We start from the raw sequence: 17,406 nt of genomic DNA, 5'->3' as shown, positions 1-17,406 counted from the left end.
AGTTTGTAAGCCAACTCCAGAGACCTATTTGATTGGCAGAGTAATAATAAATTCACTTCCTTTTCCTTTGACACTGTTAATCGAAATTGTTCCATGATGTTCTTGAATAATACTGTATGAAATGGATAAACCCAAGCCTGTCCCTTCGCCAACAGGTTTAGTAGTAAAAAAGGGTTCAAAAATTCTTGCTATTGTTTCTTTACTCATACCAGTCCCTGTATCACGAATACTAATTAAAATGTGATCATTTCTCCTGCTGGTAGTAATTGTAATTTCTCCTTGCTCAGAGATTGCATGCGCTGCGTTTGTTAGAATATTCATAAATACTTGATTGATTTTCCCTGGAAAACATTCTACTTCGGGAATATCACCATAGTTTTTGTTGATAGTAATTCGATCCCGAAATTGAGTGTGCAATAAAGTTAATGTAGAGTCGATGTTCTCATGAATATTAACGTGCTTCTTCTCTCCTTCATCAAGTCGAGAAAAAGTACGTAGATCTTTCACAATATTAGCTGTACGTCGTGCGCCTTCTTCAATGCCATTAAGTAAATTATGCGTTTCCTGTAGGGTAAAAGGCAGATCAATGTCGTCGCTATATTTTGCGATTTCCTGTAACTTTTCTTTTATTAATGTTTCAGGGGTAATTTCACCATATTTATTTAATAGTTGCACAATGTCTTCGATATCATTTTTTAATGGGCCAATATTGGCAGAAATAAAATTAACGGGATTATTAATTTCATGGGCAATTCCTGCAGTTAATACCCCCAAAGAAGACATTTTTTCCGATTGGATTAATTGAGCCTCTGCCTGTTTTAACGTGTCTAACGCGTTATTGAGCTGTATATTTTTTTCATTAAGATCGCGTGTACGCTGTTCCACACGTGATTCTAACTCAATATTTGCTTGCAGTAGTTCTTCTTGGGCTTTTTTGCGTTCCGTAATCACGGCAGACAAGATTAAAGTAGTAAAAAAGATAACTGCAACAAACGCTTGTAAAAATAATAGACTGGTTGAAATATTACTAAAATCAAATTCCTTATAGCCATGTATCTCAAGCCAAAGTACAGAAATCGATATTAAAAATGCCATGACTGTTGCTAATCGAGCACTGAAACGTACTGCAGACCATACACAGAAAGGTAGCAGAATATAAGCTAAAGGATAATGCAACATATAGATCATACTCATAGTACAGCCTAATAAAACGACTAAGAGCATATACTCAAGAAAGAGCTTCACATTGAAAGTGAATTTACTTTGGTACCAGGTCATGATAAGCGGCGTGATCACAATAATACCTACAGCATCACCGATCCACCAAACAAACCAATTATTCAGAATGAACTCTGGTTTAATCAAGCCAAATAGCATCAGCGAAATGATACCTATGGTACAACTGGTAAGAGAAAAGAGAAAATCACCCCCAAATGTAAAAATTAAAACATCTCTAACCGTATAGAATGGTGTTTTAGTCCGGGTATAATATTGAATGAATTGAGCAGCCCAGACAGCCTGTAATCCAGCACCAACCCCTATAATTGTAGACGCAATCCAGTTCTGCCAGGACAACAAATTACCTAGTGCTGCAGTAACAATTATTTCAGCAGTAACTACCCCGAAAAAAACGTGATTTCCGTACCAAAGAACCATTGATAGTGCAACACCTGAGGGAAGCCAAAGAGGGGTCACCATTGTATTTGGAATAACCCAAATATTACTTGCAAACCCGCCTATTGTGTATAAAAAAACTGTAATTATATTCTGGTACCAAAACCGCCACGTTTTTATGGGATCAAGGTTCATGTTTTCTTTCCAACTACTCTATAAAGAGTCATTTTCTCCTCTTTACCTCTGATGACTTGGGGGACCAACTCTTCTACCAGAATTTCATTGGCAATAGATTTATAAGTCGTTTCACTAATCAATAACGTATTGGGCTTGTCTTTAGTAAGCCCTTCTATGCGTGATGCGGTATTTACAGTATCGCCGATCACAGTGTATTCCATATGTTCACTAGTACCTAAATTACCAGCGATTACCTCCCCCGTATTAATACCAATTCCTATAGCGATATCACGGCCTATTTCATCACGGTATTTATCATTAAACTCCTTCAGTGCTTCAATCATCGCTAATCCTGCAAGTACTGCATTCAACTGGTTATCAATATGCGACACAGGTGCACCGAATAAAGCTAGGATTCCATCGCCAATTAATTTATTAACACTGCCATGATAGTCCCGTATTTTTTGACTCATTAATTCAAAATAAGCATTGAGCACATCCACAGATTTAACAGGACCCAACTTATCTGATATCGAGGTAAATTGGCGTATGTCTGCAAACATGACTGAAATAATACGATATTCACCACGAATGAGGGAGTTATCTCCCTGATCATTTAAAATTTCATCGACAATATTTTTAGGCACATATTTTTGAAACAACTCCAAAATCCGTTTTTGATAGAGTACTTCATGATTCAGTTTTTCAATTAAAGACAAACGCTCTTCTTCAAGGCTCAGCAGCTTCAGGCCGGTATCAATATTTATCTTTAACTCAATTGGATCCCAGGGTTTAGTAATGTAGCGAAATACTCGGCCAGTATTGATCGCCTTAATAATTGCTTCAACGTCAGTAAAACCCGTTAAAATCATACGAATGGTGTTAGGATACTCGGGAATAATGGATTCCAAAAATTGCACCCCAGTCATTTCTGGCATTCTTTGGTCTGTAATAACAATTTGAATATTATTGTGGCGCATAATATCCATGCCTTCGCGTCCTGAAGTGGCTGTAAACACATTGAATTGACGACGAAATGTTGCGACAAAAGCGGTAAGATTATTCGTTTCATCATCAACATACAGGATATTATATTTTTTATCCATAAAAACTCTTGGCAGCAAATAAAAACCCTATAGATATTTATAGTCTATGGGGTATCACTTTGACCAGTTTTTAGTTATGGAAGTAAAAGAAACTTCATTTAAACTCGTTTTTGACGGAAGAATCTAATGTGTCGTGCACCAAAGAGCTTGATTGGGATATTTTTAACATAGAAAGCGCTACATGCGGCGATTCTTGCTTGTTTTGGGCTATTTGATTTGCGGATGAAAAAAGTAATTAGAAAATTTAGAATTAAGAGTATTTCTATAAGAGAATTTTAAATGAAAACAAACTCAGTAAGAAAATTTGACCCAAATCTTAAAATTGAAACAGAACGATTATTACTTCGCCCCTTTACCTTAGAAGATCTAGATTGTTTTTCGTTGATATGTGCTGATCCAGAAGTGATGCGTTTTATAGGTACAGGCAAACCTCTTGATAGGGAAACAGTAAAACAGCAAATGATGTCATGGATAGCTTCATATAAAGAGAAAGGTTTTGGCCTATTGGCACTTACCCTGAAAGAAAATAAAAAACTCATTGGTTTTTGTGGGTTATTACAACAAACCGTTGATGGAGAATTATATATTGAACTTGGTTATCGGCTCGAGCAAAACTCCTGGAGTAAAGGAATTGCTACTGAAGCAGCCAAGGCTATAAGGGACTATGCATTTAAACAGTTAGGCCTAGCCAATTTAATTTCCATTATTCAAATAGATAATATTGCTTCAAAGAAGGTGGCACAAAAAGTTGGTATGGGTCACTTGAAAAGAACTTATTTTAAAAATGTTTTAGTTGATATTTTTTATATAAAATCCAATTTATAATGCAATACGCTATAACTTCATTCTGTAGAACTCTAAATTGCTATTGATTTGAGAAAGGTTACGTTTGAATGTTTCAAAATAACCACCTTGATCAAAAAAAAACATGATATTTAAAATCATCCCACTGTGTGTCACATTCTGATTCAATTAGCCTGTAGCGCACTTTTTCAATGGTTAATTTCTTTTCATTCCCTTTCAGCTTTGTTTCCCTTAAGACATTTAAAATAGCCCCTGTAGAAAGAGCATCATCACAGTTTGTTGCTGGCTTAAAGAGAAGGACTACCTTGGATTCAATTTCTCGTAAAATAGCCTCATTTTTAGATTTTGAAAACACACATACTATCTGCTTTGGATCAATAGTTCTTTTACCGCATTTTCCTGTAGGATAGATGTCTTTCACATCATAAGGAGAGGGGGCACCTGCCATATTCTTTAAATACATTAAATAAAAGCGTTGAATTGTAATTGTCTAGAATTATTTATTAATTGGCCTTTTTAAGATATAAATCCATCCAATCTTTAAATCGTTGCAAACGGTCTATTTGAAAATCTGGTCTATCAAGTGTATGGTATTGCTCGGGATAAATGATCAATTGTGTGGGTATATTCAGTGATTTTAAGGCCTGATATAATTGTTCGGAACCAATGCATGGCATGTTAAAATCCAAACTGGCACACATAAACAAAGTCGGCGTTTTAATCTTATTCGCCTTCATTAATGGGTAACTAAGCTTCAGGTAAATCTGAGTGTTTAACCAAGGTTTTCCCAGTTCAGACTCGTAATCTAAAGTATATTGATCCTCACCATAGTTTCCCAAAATACTACCAGTCCCAGCTCCACTAATCGCTGCTTTAAAACGTTGAGTGCTTGCAATAATATAATTAGTCAGCATGCCGCCATAACTCCAACCTCCTACAGCCAATTGATTAGGATCGACAATACCTTTCTTAATTACATAATCCACAGAAGCAAGGGCATCTTTGACATCAAGATTTCCCCAGTCCGCGTTAATGGCATGGGAAAACTCATATCCTTTTCCAGAGCTTCCTCGCGGGTTAGGGGCAATAATGGTATATCCCTCTGCAGCGAGCCACTGCCAATCAAAATTAAACTCATGACTGGATTGATAAACAGGCCCTCCATGTAAATTTAAAAATGCGGGATATTGTTTTCCAGGTTTATAATGTGCAGGTTTCAGCAATAAACCTTCGATTAAAGTTCCATCAGAGCTTTTAAATTCAATGTCTTCCAAAGGACGAAAGATCACTTCATCTAAAAGTTTTTGATTATGGTGGGTTAATGGCCTTAACGTATTTTCTACTGCAAACAATTCTGGCGGATGTTGATCATCAGAGGAAACAATTACTATTCGTTGCTGCCCTATTGAAAATTCACTATCAACTCGCTCACCTTTAGTTAATGTTCTGACAGTGCCGGTAGCGACATCAATTTCACTAAGATGTGTATTTCTGCTCGTCTCAATCAATGCATATATTTTCTTACCATCTTCAGACCATTTAGGTTTGGTAAACCAGCGATCTATAGGGGCAATAATCTGCTCCTTATGAGTGGTCAATCCAACCACCGCTAATTGTGTGGGAGCATAGATAGGGGACTTATTATTAAAGCTTAAATAAGCTATTTGTGCGTTATTAGGGCTCCATGAGGGAGTAGATTCCCAATCCGGATCCATTCCCCCTCCTGGAAAACGGGTCAATTGTATCGCCTTGCTTCCGGATTTGTTACGTATCACATACACATCCGAATTGTAACTCCTATCCGGTTCATTCCCTCTTTTAGAAATAAATGCAATGTAATCTCCATTAGGAGACCATGCTGGAGCCCATTCATCATAAGGACCTGGAGTCAATAACTCAATTTGTTTGTTTCGGATCGCTAGGCGATAAAGATGCGTTCTTTTTTCGCCAAGGTACCCTTCTGTATCCTTTTTAAAAAGATATCTTGTGATGACTATGGGTTTATTTTTGGAATCCTTTTCATTTGCTTCACTGGCAATAAAAGCAATATTTTGGGAATCGGGAGACCATGCAAAATCACTGACATCATACAGGCTATTAGTTAATCTAATAATTTGTCCGCTTTGTCTATTTAATAACTGCAGACCTTTCGCCTCATTATTCTCAAATAAAAAAGCAATCCATTGACCATTTGGACTCCATTTGGGTAAAAAACTGCTGTTTTTCTTATTATTCGTAAGTTGCTTTGATATTTTACCATCGTAGGATACTACCCAGATATTACTTACTGCGTCTATTTTGCTAATATTTTCTTCTACTGTATAAACTACCCATTTTCCATCTCGTGATATATCAGGCTCACTGACTGTCTTAATGCGCATAAAATCGCTCAAAAGCGGTAGTCTTTGAGAAGACCATCCATTCACACAAAAAATGGAACATAACAACACGAGAATAAGCTGAAAATAGGAACAGTCTTTTTTCAAAATAATTTCCCTTTAAGAAAATTGGAACCTTCTCTATTAATTAATTCAGTGGAGATATTTTAAAATTAGAAGTAATCCCAAAGTTCATATAATCATTTTTTATATTTTAGTCCAAATTTTATTTTATAAAAATTTTCCATGAATACCGGTTACAAAAGTATCTTTCATACTAAAAATCTAGGATGTATCCCATCAGGAAGGAGCACCAGTTGTTTATTTCTTTATCATCTGGTTTGAATTTCAGCTAGAATTAACACACGAACATTAAAAAGGAGTTTTTTATGATTAAGATACTCAATATGTTCTTAATAGGATTATTCATGAGTATAAGTTCGATTGCTTTGGCATATAATGGCTATCATCATGGACATTATAAGCATCATAAGTACTATAAACATCATCATTGGTACTATCCTGTTAAATATCACCACCATCACCATAAATATAAGCACAAATATCCTTATAAATATCATAAGCACCCCCATCATCACGGATATCATTATACATGGTGACAGATTCAAGAAAATTCTTACTGGAACTTCAAACATAATAACATTAGGGCCTGTTTTCTATTCGCTAGCGAATGGAAAACAGGCTTTGCGAAATATTTTAAGCACAACTTTATTTTCTCCCTATTCCCAATTCAATCAAAGATTTTTATTGACCAGATAGATCAATATATGAGATAACGACAATGGTATAAAAAGAACAATAATGAAAAATATGAATCATTATTGATGAATTTATACCAAAATTACAGGATCTGTCTCGTAAATATCTGCATGAGACAAAATACTAAGGGAGTTACATATGAGAGCATTAAGAGAATTACGTCACCACATTAGACCCGACCATTTTTCGAAAATCAAGGACGTTCATCTCTCCCACAAACCTGGTTTATTATGGGGTACTCTTTCTGGCGATCGTTGGCGGCATAAAAGTATGGGGGTTACACTAGACCATATTACAGACCCAGAGAAGTTTCATGAATTGCAATCACAGGCATTTAATAATTTAAAGTCTTGGGAAAAAGAAAAAGTAGAACCGCCCCAAAAGGTAGAAGTGGTTCAGCAGGATTTTGGCGTCACTGCTTTAGAAGTGACTAAAAAACATGGGAAAGTATATCCTGTTCTCAATATGGCCAATTCTTTATTTCCTGGGGGGGCTGCTCTAGAAGGAGGAAGTGCTCAGGAAGAAAATTTGTGGCATCGCTCCTCTTGTGCCCGCTCATTACTGTCAAAAGGCATTTATTATGATGAGGCACAAAAATGTTTTCTTTATGATGAAAATACCAGGAAGCTCTTGATCGGGCAGGAAAAAATGAGTCCCGAGGAATTGCAATCATTAAGTGTACTACGTCGAATAAAAATCCCTGAAGCCTATAAAGTCTTTATGGATGAGCAACCCCAGATTTGCTTTAGAGGTCCGGAAATTTTAGTTCCAACATATGCTGATGAATTCACATCAAAAAAACAATTTATTGCTGACAGTGTATTGAGCTATCCCTTGCTCCCAAAAGAAAAAATATTTCCTTTTTATGAAATCAGAGCCGCGGCTCCTGAGCTTGTTGGTAAAGAGATTGACCTAGATTCAGGTAAATACACCAGTGACTTAAGGCACCGTATAAGTGCTCTATTGGATACATTAATACTTAAAAGAAAAACTGATGCGATCCTGGGCGCTTGGGGATGTGGAAGTTTTAAAAATAAGCCTGATGTCGTTGCAGGAATATTCCGTGAGGAAATCGAAAAACGAGCCAAACACTTCCAACATATTGTATTTCCAATAATAGATACACAATATGAAGCAAATTATCCGGTGTTTAAAAAATACTTAGATGGCTTGAAGCTTGGAAATTTAGCCGGTAAATCAAGTTACAATACCAAAGCACTCACCTTGCTTAATCCATACAGTATGTATGCTCCAGGACATAAGAAACCAGAAACACCATCAAAAGATGAACTTCAAAGTCCGACTTGTGGTCCCTTGTAATTTTACAGAGTAGTCTCTGCTGGTCAAAAAGCTTGAGTCATACTTAATTCTCCAGATAGCTCAGTCTTTTAAAAAAGGCGCGCTATCTGTCCAAAAAAATGCCCATAGGATTTTGAAAGTCCATAAGATATTCCCTTAGGATTTAAAGCCCCTCTTATTCAATGTATCGTTGCTCAAATTAGGGTACAAATCCCTTAGAGAAAATTGCAACAAGAAACTTCTCTCCTACCTTACAAGTAAATTATTCCTATTAGGCTCTTCATTAAATTTGATTTAGAAGAGCCTATAATAGGAATATATGGCCTTTTTAACATATGGCCATAATAAACAATATACTTATTGGTAGTTTTTTACTTTATGATGAGAAGTTGGATGACCTGTCACGGCTCCGACTCCAGTGTCAACTACCTTACCAAACCCCTGTCCTACAGCTGCACCAGTATCGGCAACAAAACCTACACCTTTGCCTACCACGTTAGCACCATATTTCACACCGGCACCTACAGTTTCGTTGCTGTATTGACTGGCCTCATTCATCGTATTACAACCAACCAAACTTAAGGACATGAGTAATGCTGAAGATGCAATTATCACTTTCATTATGTCTCTCCTTAAATCATATGCAAAATGATCATCATATATACATATAGTTTATAAATAGATCTTTTGATAGTTTTTTTTGAGAAAATACTTATACGCTTGTATGATAAAATAGGGATTTTAGGTAGTAATATGCTAAATTTTATATAATTTTTAGACAATTAATAATCTATTATACATGCCAAATGAAATTTCAAACCTTTGATTTAATCGTTTGAAGAAAACATAAATAAGTAGTGCAGTGCTTTAATATATAGCTCAGAAAATCGACGAGTAAATCGTTCGATTCAATGCACTACTTCTATTTTAATGCCTTTTTGCTTAGAACTCTTCTTGATATGGGGCTGGATTATTTTCTTGGAAATTTCTAAAATTTTCATCCGCTTCATTTCTCTTTTCTATATTAAAGCAAGCTTTTTTCTCAGCGGGATCATGTATGCTTTCACAGTCATTATTTGCATATAAGTTTGGATTGACGGGATCAACAGCAAATGCATTCAGTGGAAGTAATGCCATAATAAAAATTAATTTTTTCATCATTGACTCATTATTTATTTTATTAATGGAGCTATCATACCTAATTCAAACAATAAAATACATGCAAACAGTATAATATAAAACATCTTACTAGAGATTTCCTAATCCCCTACTTTTATATGAAGAAATGATTTGCTCAATTTAGCCAATTTTATGAAATAGGATAAATTTTTATTAATTCGACCTTGGTAATTCTGTATTTAGCATTTATAGTTGGGTCGCAAAAAATGAAAGATGCTGACTTAAAAAATCAAGCCTTTTTCACCATATTTAAATTTTAAGGAGAAACAATGGGGGCTGATAAAAACAGAAAAAAGGATAAGAAATCAGCTGATGGGTGGTTTTATAGTATTTTTAATGCTCAAACGAGCTCAACACCCTACTGTACCCCTGATCAATGTTTCATGATGAATCAACAAGCATTTTCCAGTACCAATTTAATCTCGCCGCTTAGTTCCGAGCATACAGTTCCCCCCTTTGAGTTTAATACCTCAACGCTAAACAGCGATCTGAGTCATTCCGTTAACTTATCAGCTCTCTTTCCTCCAGAATTAATCCAATTAATTACCGATGCAGCGCAACAAGGTTTTTTGGTCTCCATGCTAGTTACATTAGTTAATGAAGGCGCAACGGATTATTTGAAAGATTTACATTATCCCCCTGATAAGATTTATTGGATTAACCAAAGCATTCGGGCACTTTTGCTTATTGCGCTGGGTTCTTCGGCGAGTATCGCCATTGCAACACCTATAGTTGGATATGCACTCCATTCTTATGGTGGTTATAGTAAAGAACAATCGAATTACATAACCACAGGGGTTGCCTTGGGTATCAATTTATTAACCAACCCAATAAGTCTCATCGAAACGTCAATTGCTATAGGTACTTCAGTAGGCGCTAGCTTTTTAGGAAGCAAAATAACTCAATCGAGTTATCGTTTTGTACGTGATACTTTTTTCAGGAGTATAAAAGATGAGGATTCTGCAGAAAATGAGCCACAAACCAGAGCTCAGTTATCTTAGTTTATTAAAAAACTTGGTTGCAAAAGCAACCAAGTTTTTCGAACGCAAGCTTTAAATGGAAAAAGGAGTAAAGCTCTCATCTAGAGTTTCACGATACTCTTGTAATGTTTTCTTTTGAGACTTATCAAACATTAATTGCTCACCTGCAGTAACTACTGCATAGGGTAAAGGTTTCACTGCTGCAGCATAAAAGGAAACGGAATTTTTATCACCAAATAAATCACCTTGCAGCATCTCCAATTTTTTAAGCATTTGTTTCATTTGAGATTCCAATTGCTCTAATTGGGCCATTCCTGTAGTCGCAAAATGATAGGCTCCATACGCTCCTCCAAGTACGAGCGGTAAACCAATAATAAGAGGTATAATAGAAAAAATAGAAGCTAAAACCAGGACGAATCCTGTAGTAACCGCCAATAAGGATAATGCAGTATTGCATCCATTATCTGCTATAGATAGTAATTGACGATTAAAAGTTGAAACTTGTTGTATAAAATCAATTAACCCTTTCTTTTTCTTTTCAAAACTAATGTATTCATAAATATCTTGATTGTGGCTTTGATGCCCCTGTATCGACATAAGATGAGATAACATTTGATCGATAATATAAGCGAGGTCAGTGATTTTCCCCCTACGAATATATGCCATCACAATATTATGCAGAGTTTTCGACCAGTGAGGTTGTAAATTAATAAATTCACGCGCGTACGCATCGAGTTGCTGCGTGAATCCAATAGGTATTTCGCCAACATCCAGATGATTTTTTCTCCAAAACATCGAACCTGTAGAATACTTAGGTAAACCGTCAGCAAAAGTTTTATTTCGAGCAGTTAAAGTATTTAACAAACTGACATACATATAAAACTTACCAAAATGATCCGTGCTTTGCTTTTCAATTTGTTGACATAATAGAGCTAATTGATGTGAAGGCATTATTATTCTTCTCTCGCTGCAAAAATTGACAACTATATCATAAGAAAATGCGAAAGATAATGATTAATTAGTTCATTTTCAATCACTTAAATCGAACAACTTGTTAAATAATTGGTTAAGTATTAAAGCGTATTAAATAGTTCTAATTAACATTAATAACCCGAAAATTCTTCTGTACGAATGTTATCATCATCAACTCCCACATCATTTAACATGCTTCGCATCGAAGCAACCATTGTTGCTGGGCCGGATATATAATAAATGGGCTTGGATAAATCATTAATGTATTTTTTGAGCATAGTCTTATCGATATGCCCTCTTTCACCCTCCCATTTACTTGAATGAGATATTTTTGTCATAGTTGGGATAAAGTGATAGTTTGGATTTTCATTTTCAAGGGACTTCAACTCCTCAAGAAAAGCAGCTTCTTCGGGATTGTGGTTGGAATAGAAAAGAAAAATCTGATGAGGTAATTGATCTTTAGTTGCTTGCATAATAATACTTCGTGCAGGAGTAATGCCTATGCCGCCAGTAACATATACCGCAGGAATAGACGTATTATTATGTAATGTAAAAGAACCCGAAGGTGCAATCAATTTAAGGGAAGCCTCTAAAGGGAGTTTTTTTAGAACACGTTTAAAAGCGCTATCCCGCATTCGGGTCGCAATAGTGATGGTGTTCGCATAAGGTGGGCTTGTTAGTGTAAATGCTCGCGTATCCCCTTCTGCATCCGTTTCCTTAGGATTATTTAATGTAAAATCACCGCTTTGCCCTGCCTTAAATGTAAAGCCTTCTGGCTTTTCAAATGTATATGCCATCGTATTTTCGGCTATTTTTTCTCGACCTATTAATTTGGTATGAAACGTTGGCATGACTCCTCCTTGAACGATCTCATCATTTAGTCATTTTGAGTTTATCTATAATATTAAACCCCTCTTAGTAAAGGTATTTAAATAGTATAGCAACCCTTTTTATTATGATGGCAACATCCAGATTTATTGTTATTTTAAACCCAGTATGATTTTTTTTGATCAATTAAATAATACTATTATCAAGAATAATTGAACAACAAACGTATCATGGCTAGCAAGCCTATTGAAATAAACATAAATTAACCGTTGAGAGGCACAACCTTCCCAGATCGCTTTCATGAAATTTTACTTATCTGGAAATTTCATCTTTTCTTATAAACAGGCTCATCTTTCAATGAAGAAACAATGGGTTCTGACGAACCCATTGCTTTTTTTCTTATTGATATGCAGTGCTCACGGGACACGTATACGTTTGCCCATTTGTGGTAAGCATTGCCTCAGTGGGCAGGATAATGATACCGCTCGCATTAAAACCAATGTTGGGTATGTATATCGCATCGAATAAAGTCATTGTTATGGTTCCATTGGTAAAGGTTGCTGTAGCATTCCATACTGAAGTAACTGCCGTAATTCCTCTTGCTACCATATTTAATACTGCAGGATTAGTCATTGGTGACTTCGTGCTTATATAGAGGTTGCAGGAACTTCCAGACCAAGAATCTTGAGGTGTTCCCCAAGTACTGCATTGAGCTTTTACTGAGCAATTGTTGGTTGCAACCGCAGTATATTGAATCGTTTCTTGCTGCGTTGAGTTTGCATTAATACTTACAGTGGAATTGAACTGAGCCGTACATTGAGTATTTGTAGGCAGCTGAAGAGGTGTAACGTTAATTGTATAGTTACCTACTGGGAGTGTAATATTTTTAGGTGTTGTGCCGATCACCTGAACACTATTTGTACTAGAGCCCGAAGAGTACGTGACTGTGAATAGCTGGCTGGCATTGATTGGGCAATTACTATCACCTGTAACATGAATACTCAGATTACCAGTCGGCTCTTCAACATATTTAATCGAAACATCTGTCTCTGTGTTTGAAGAGACAATCGCCGTTTTTGTATTTTCAGGAACATAATTAATGCCGTCGCTGTTACTGATTGAAGTACCGGTTAAGGTATAGGTACCTGTTACAACTTTGTCTAAACAAGTTAGAGTATCAAAAGCAGTTAAACTGAAAGTATAATGATTCGTTCCTGCTGCAGCACTGATTACAGGAAATTGTGTTCCATTATATCCTGTTGGTGCAGGTACAGTGACACACAATTTACCATATTGCTGTACTGGTAAAATAGCATAAAAGAGATCATGCAAATCCTGCTCTTTCCATGTAAATAGACTTAAATCAGAGTCACTTGCACGCAAACCTACTGGAAAATCAGCATTGTTGAACGTCCAAAAAAATAAATTGTGATTTATTTTTTTGTTTATCAAATAGGGTGCAACCGAATCAAGAAAAAAGTCCTCTCCACCCGTTGCAGGCACTTGCACATCGTACCCTAATTCTCCAATTACAAAGGGAAAACCGGAATCTAGTAAGAAACCAAAGTTCCAATCAAATCGTATAGGACTGTCATTTGCATCAGACTGCCATCCTGCCACCTGCGCTCCATACAAGTGCGGCGCAAAAACCAGATGTCCCTCATTACCATCATTATTTGGCCCTAACAACCAATCGGCTATAGCATTTGGATCCGTATTGCTAAAATTATTAGCTTCAATTGCTTGGATTAATTGTGTCCTGAAAGTAGTCACATCAAATCGCGCAACTCCATTTACCGACTGCTTTGTATCCAGCAAAGAACGAAAATTCTCTCCCCAATTAGAACCAATATTGGTTACACGCAAGGTATTCGCTGTAGGACAACGGCTATTATCACGAGTTAAACTAACCACATTGGTATCATCAATTTTAGTAGAGTCCGGTAAACAAATGGTTGAAGTATTGCTGTAGACTGGATCATAGGGATCATTTCCAGCAGTACCTCCTGGCCCTTCTACGAATAATAAAGTGTCCACTTTGGAATCATACACTGCTGTTGCTGCTGCAGCGATTACTTTAATCCACGCAGGCTGAACTGGAGTCGTTTGTGTATTGTCTTGATACCAGAATAATTGATGGGGTTCGTTATAAATATCGATACCTAATAAATTTGCAGGGGCATTTGTAACAAAGTGTACAATATCATCATGATAATTTTGTAATGAATAATTTGCAGCCACAACAGTACCGTCACGGAAATTATCACCTAATCCAGGCCGATGGTGAAAATCGAGCATCACAAGAATATTTTGCTTTTTAAATTCATTCATCGTAGCAGTTAATAAATCTGGGGCTGTTTTGGATTGTAAGCAGTGCCCGCTTCCATCTGCTCCTTTACTCCAATCGCAAAAAGGACCATTACCAGCTCCTTGATTTGTTACATCCGTAACCGAAAAATTAAAAGGAGATTGTTGTACTGTAGTAGTATTTCGCCAAATCCCTGGCTGAATAGGTAAACGAATTGTTTTAAACGATACTCCATTATCTGCACTTGGAATATTAGAGCCTGGTACAGTCCAAGGAGTCGTAAGTAATTCAATTACACCCTTTTGTGTACCAATTGGATTAAATGGAACATTCCAAAGGCCACCAAGAAAATTACTGTCTTGAAATCCTATCCATGCAATCCCATCAATGCTGATTTGATTCCCATTTGCATCAAAAATGGCACCATTTTTTGTAGTGTAAGCCCACGTAGATTGAGAAACGGAAAAAATGAGTCCCAAAAGTAGATAAATAAGTCTTGAAAATTTTAAAAACATATTACGCTCCATGTTAATTTGTTATTTATAAAATACGGCTTGAAAAATATAAAACGAATGTACTCCAATTACAACTATTTGATTAATAAAACAATTTTCTGATTCTTTATTGAAATTGATGGTACTTTTGAAGCTATTTCAATTGTTCAATAACCTTTCAATACTACTAGATTAAATGTCTTGCTATCTCGTGTAGGCATTTATCGACAGCAAGCTATTGGGCATTACCAATATCTAAGTTACAATAAAATTTAAAAAACTCACGAAATGAAAATAATTCTAAAACGGGCAATCTGTTTGTATTGCTGCTTTTTTTTAAATCTTTATGCAGCTACTTTCCCTCAAAAATCAATCAGTTACTCCGTAGGACTGGGCTCCCCAATAACTACATCAACTGCCGATACTTTGGATAAAGGCGAAATAGGTATAAGTCAACGAGTAGAATACTATCCCAATAGCCTCCTTTCTGATCAGGTACTGCTAGAGCATCCTTTAGCCGAAAACCAAAAGTCCGCATTGACTAATTACCTTACAGTATTTTATGGACTTGGAAACAATATAACCATCGGTGCAAGCCTTCCTTATGTGTTTAACTCTTCCTTCGCTGCTGCGAGCTTTGATGAAGAAACACATGTTGGTAACGTGACTCCTTTAGGAAATAGCTATGGATTAGGCGATGCTAACTTCTTTTCTCTGTGGCGATTGGTTGAAGAAACCAAACATCCAGTTTCCCTGGCATTGCTCTCGGGAATTAATGCCCCCACAGGTAAAACGACAGCAAGAGATAACAATGGCATTCTATTTTCCGCATCAGATCAGCCTGGAAGTGGTGCTTGGACCCCATTTGCAGGAATTATTATTTCCAAACAATATAAGAAGTTTTCATTAAGTTCGAATTTGATTTACACCCAAAGTACCGAAGGAACGCAGGAAACAACGCTAGGTTCGGTATTTGATTATAATTTTGCAACCGTTTTAGCATTTTATAAAAACGAACATACCCAATTTCAAATTGATGGCATCATGGAGTTGAATGGCGAGTATGTTGCAAAAGATAATATTGCCGGCCTGACCGATCAGAATAGCGGCGGACATAGTATCTTTTTATTACCCGGCTTAAGAGTCAATATGAACATCATTTCTTGTTATCTTGGGGTGAATATCCCAATAATGCAAAACTATTATGGAACACAAGTGAAAAGCAAATATGGACTCACTGGTGGCATTGATATCAGTATCTAAAAACTACTCTTGTTTATTACGAGAAGGGATAAGAAAGATTCCAAAGCGCGCTTATCAAGCTACAAAACTATTATCTCATATTAATAAGAAAACAATTAATATGAGTAAAATTAATCCAACGCCGCCGCTTGGGTAATACCCCCAGTCTCTACTGTAGGGCCAGGTAGGAAGAACTGCCAATAAAAGTATGATGAGTATAATTAATGTAATCATAATTAAGTCTTTTAGATAATTAGCGTCTTACTATACTTCTACACCTATTTCCTTTAGCGAGTAAAATCACATAACTATCTTTTGTTAAATTATGAGAACCACAAGAAACATCTCGTCCCTGAGCAGATTTTTTTCTGTAACCAAAGAAATACTTACTGTTTTTAGGTCCATTTCCTATATAAAATTTACCCGGTCCTCCTGTTTTTTTACCATTTACCATGTATCCTATCCCCGCAGCAGTTTGATCATTAGTCGTTACTGTAATACGAATAGTCTCTGCCGCATGTATTAAAGATGAACCCCAAAGCCAGAGTCCTATAATTATCATTATCTTTTTCATTTTTTCTCCTTGAATGCTTCTTTAAAAAATAGGCTGAGAAATACTATTTATCTAGTTTTATTCGATTAATGTTTCTAGTTATAAGCATCCGGTTTTACACTTAGATCGTTTAGATTCGCAAGCCACAGAACAATCTTATTCTTCTCGAATAAGGGACATCAAAATCCTCTTTCGTGATACATTCATTTTTTGACTTCGGTTTTTTTTCTTCTATGATAATTAATTAAACAGTTTTATAAGGAGATAAACATGGAAGACATGAACAGTCATTTATCATCCGCAATACCACTAACTATGGAACTAAGTAAAAAAATGTTTCTCAATTTTGCTTATATTCATCCCCAAGAATTCGGTGAAATTCGTACACCTTACGATCTTATGGAAAAACAGATGAATGTATTGTTAAAAAATAACCTTAATTATATCAATTACATGAGCGAGCTTTTTTCTATTTGGCTTTATATTCCAAATGGAGCAGAAGGAAAAATAAAAAAGCTTGCTGGAAAAAGAAGTAAAACAACAAGATCTCATGCTCTAGCAACTAAAAATAAAGGTTTTTCTCATAAAAAACATGCAAAAACCACACATCACAAAAGCCATGCAGTACACTAATTTTAATTCGAGGAGCGAATGAAAGAAAAGAAAATATGAGCTGCATCAATAAATTAATT

At 36.0% G+C, this 17,406-nt stretch carries 16 protein-coding genes; 5 read left to right on the top strand and 11 right to left on the bottom strand.

Annotation, left to right across the window (positions count from 1 at the left end; genetic code table 11):
• Positions 1–24 precede the first annotated feature (24 nt).
• Together DY223_RS05935 and DY223_RS05930 are read right to left on the bottom strand one after the other, a co-directional pair.
• A complete protein-coding gene (locus DY223_RS05935; RefSeq protein ID WP_058461054.1) occupies positions 25–1,809 on the bottom strand; it encodes an MASE1 domain-containing protein in 1,785 nt (594 codons plus the stop codon).
• Positions 1,806–2,897, bottom strand: a complete 1,092-nt coding sequence (locus tag DY223_RS05930) for an adenylate/guanylate cyclase domain-containing protein (protein WP_058461055.1) — start codon at positions 2,895–2,897, stop codon at positions 1,806–1,808. Before DY223_RS05930 ends, DY223_RS05935 begins: the two co-directional genes overlap by 4 nt.
• Positions 2,898–3,176: 279 nt before the next feature.
• Here DY223_RS05930 and DY223_RS05925 point away from each other — a divergent pair, with 279 nt between their 5' ends.
• The gene (locus DY223_RS05925; protein ID WP_058461056.1) at positions 3,177–3,722 is read left to right on the top strand and encodes a GNAT family N-acetyltransferase; all 546 of its coding nucleotides are present in this window, start codon (positions 3,177–3,179) and stop codon (positions 3,720–3,722) included.
• 91 nt (positions 3,723–3,813) lie between these two features.
• Here DY223_RS05925 and DY223_RS05920 read toward each other — a convergent pair whose 3' ends face one another.
• Together DY223_RS05920 and DY223_RS05915 are read right to left on the bottom strand one after the other, a co-directional pair.
• On the bottom strand, positions 3,814–4,164 hold the full coding sequence (locus DY223_RS05920; protein WP_131744475.1) for a hypothetical protein: 351 nt from the start codon (positions 4,162–4,164) through the stop codon (positions 3,814–3,816).
• A 40-nt stretch (positions 4,165–4,204) separates the two neighbouring features.
• The gene (locus tag DY223_RS05915; protein WP_115684287.1) at positions 4,205–6,082 is read right to left on the bottom strand and encodes a S9 family peptidase; all 1,878 of its coding nucleotides are present in this window, start codon (positions 6,080–6,082) and stop codon (positions 4,205–4,207) included.
• A gap of 915 nt (positions 6,083–6,997) precedes the next feature.
• Here DY223_RS05915 and DY223_RS05910 point away from each other — a divergent pair.
• Positions 6,998–8,179 carry a poly(ADP-ribose) glycohydrolase domain-containing protein gene (locus tag DY223_RS05910; RefSeq protein WP_064115110.1) on the top strand — a complete coding sequence of 394 codons (1,182 nt, stop codon included), beginning with the start codon at positions 6,998–7,000 and terminating at the stop codon, positions 8,177–8,179.
• A gap of 336 nt (positions 8,180–8,515) precedes the next feature.
• Here DY223_RS05910 and DY223_RS05905 read toward each other — a convergent pair whose 3' ends face one another.
• A complete protein-coding gene (locus tag DY223_RS05905; RefSeq protein ID WP_064115109.1) occupies positions 8,516–8,779 on the bottom strand; it encodes a hypothetical protein in 264 nt (87 codons plus the stop codon).
• A 321-nt stretch (positions 8,780–9,100) separates the two neighbouring features.
• Positions 9,101–9,319: a hypothetical protein gene (locus tag DY223_RS05900; RefSeq protein WP_235810607.1), complete on the bottom strand. Its 219-nt coding sequence runs from the start codon at positions 9,317–9,319 to the stop codon at positions 9,101–9,103.
• Between the two features lie 287 nt (positions 9,320–9,606).
• Between DY223_RS05900 and DY223_RS05895 the strand changes: the two genes are divergently transcribed.
• A complete protein-coding gene (locus tag DY223_RS05895; RefSeq protein WP_058461060.1) occupies positions 9,607–10,338 on the top strand; it encodes a hypothetical protein in 732 nt (243 codons plus the stop codon).
• A gap of 51 nt (positions 10,339–10,389) precedes the next feature.
• On the opposite strand, the gene DY223_RS05890 is transcribed toward DY223_RS05895, so the two are convergent.
• The 3 genes from DY223_RS05890 to DY223_RS05880 form a co-directional block, all read right to left on the bottom strand.
• Entirely contained in the window at positions 10,390–11,268 is an 879-nt protein-coding gene (locus DY223_RS05890) for a hypothetical protein (protein WP_058461061.1), read from the bottom strand.
• A gap of 152 nt (positions 11,269–11,420) precedes the next feature.
• Positions 11,421–12,140, bottom strand: coding sequence for an FAD-dependent oxidoreductase (locus DY223_RS05885; protein WP_058461062.1), 720 nt, complete (start codon positions 12,138–12,140; stop codon positions 11,421–11,423).
• A 376-nt stretch (positions 12,141–12,516) separates the two neighbouring features.
• A complete protein-coding gene (locus tag DY223_RS05880; RefSeq protein WP_058461063.1) occupies positions 12,517–14,940 on the bottom strand; it encodes a cellulase family glycosylhydrolase in 2,424 nt (807 codons plus the stop codon).
• Positions 14,941–15,207: 267 nt separating this feature from the next.
• Between DY223_RS05880 and DY223_RS05875 the strand changes: the two genes are divergently transcribed.
• Positions 15,208–16,182, top strand: a complete 975-nt coding sequence (locus DY223_RS05875; protein ID WP_058461064.1) for a hypothetical protein — start codon at positions 15,208–15,210, stop codon at positions 16,180–16,182.
• A gap of 75 nt (positions 16,183–16,257) precedes the next feature.
• On the opposite strand, the gene DY223_RS05870 is transcribed toward DY223_RS05875, so the two are convergent.
• Both DY223_RS05870 and DY223_RS05865 read right to left on the bottom strand, forming a co-directional pair.
• Positions 16,258–16,395, bottom strand: coding sequence for a DUF3309 family protein (locus DY223_RS05870; RefSeq protein WP_082642513.1), 138 nt, complete (start codon positions 16,393–16,395; stop codon positions 16,258–16,260).
• Positions 16,396–16,414: 19 nt separating this feature from the next.
• Positions 16,415–16,735 carry a hypothetical protein gene (locus DY223_RS05865; RefSeq protein ID WP_058461065.1) on the bottom strand — a complete coding sequence of 107 codons (321 nt, stop codon included), beginning with the start codon at positions 16,733–16,735 and terminating at the stop codon, positions 16,415–16,417.
• A 249-nt stretch (positions 16,736–16,984) separates the two neighbouring features.
• Between DY223_RS05865 and DY223_RS05860 the strand changes: the two genes are divergently transcribed.
• Entirely contained in the window at positions 16,985–17,347 is a 363-nt protein-coding gene (locus DY223_RS05860; protein WP_058461066.1) for a hypothetical protein, read from the top strand.
• Positions 17,348–17,406: the final 59 nt, after the last annotated feature.

It is taken from the genome of Legionella bozemanae, from assembly GCF_900450575.1.
Taxonomy (GTDB): Bacteria; Pseudomonadota; Gammaproteobacteria; order Legionellales; family Legionellaceae; genus Legionella; species Legionella bozemanae.
Note: the sequence above shows the minus strand (reverse complement) of the source record. Positions and strands in the feature narration are given on the sequence as shown.

Coding starts and splice junctions, on each gene's coding strand:
- DY223_RS05910 (WP_064115110.1), top strand. CDS start 6,998: ATGAGAGCATTAAGAGAATTACGTCACCACATTAGACCCGACCATTTT.
- DY223_RS05905 (WP_064115109.1), bottom strand. CDS start 8,779: ATGAAAGTGATAATTGCATCTTCAGCATTACTCATGTCCTTAAGTTTG.
- DY223_RS05885 (WP_058461062.1), bottom strand. CDS start 12,140: ATGCCAACGTTTCATACCAAATTAATAGGTCGAGAAAAAATAGCCGAA.
- DY223_RS05900 (WP_235810607.1), bottom strand. CDS start 9,319: ATGATGAAAAAATTAATTTTTATTATGGCATTACTTCCACTGAATGCA.
- DY223_RS05925 (WP_058461056.1), top strand. CDS start 3,177: ATGAAAACAAACTCAGTAAGAAAATTTGACCCAAATCTTAAAATTGAA.
- DY223_RS05915 (WP_115684287.1), bottom strand. CDS start 6,082: ATGCGCATTAAGACAGTCAGTGAGCCTGATATATCACGAGATGGAAAA.
- DY223_RS05880 (WP_058461063.1), bottom strand. CDS start 14,940: ATGTTTTTAAAATTTTCAAGACTTATTTATCTACTTTTGGGACTCATT.
- DY223_RS05895 (WP_058461060.1), top strand. CDS start 9,607: ATGGGGGCTGATAAAAACAGAAAAAAGGATAAGAAATCAGCTGATGGG.
- DY223_RS05860 (WP_058461066.1), top strand. CDS start 16,985: ATGGAAGACATGAACAGTCATTTATCATCCGCAATACCACTAACTATG.
- DY223_RS05930 (WP_058461055.1), bottom strand. CDS start 2,897: ATGGATAAAAAATATAATATCCTGTATGTTGATGATGAAACGAATAAT.
- DY223_RS05875 (WP_058461064.1), top strand. CDS start 15,208: ATGAAAATAATTCTAAAACGGGCAATCTGTTTGTATTGCTGCTTTTTT.
- DY223_RS05920 (WP_131744475.1), bottom strand. CDS start 4,164: ATGTATTTAAAGAATATGGCAGGTGCCCCCTCTCCTTATGATGTGAAA.
- DY223_RS05935 (WP_058461054.1), bottom strand. CDS start 1,809: ATGAACCTTGATCCCATAAAAACGTGGCGGTTTTGGTACCAGAATATA.
- DY223_RS05870 (WP_082642513.1), bottom strand. CDS start 16,395: ATGATTACATTAATTATACTCATCATACTTTTATTGGCAGTTCTTCCT.
- DY223_RS05865 (WP_058461065.1), bottom strand. CDS start 16,735: ATGAAAAAGATAATGATAATTATAGGACTCTGGCTTTGGGGTTCATCT.
- DY223_RS05890 (WP_058461061.1), bottom strand. CDS start 11,268: ATGCCTTCACATCAATTAGCTCTATTATGTCAACAAATTGAAAAGCAA.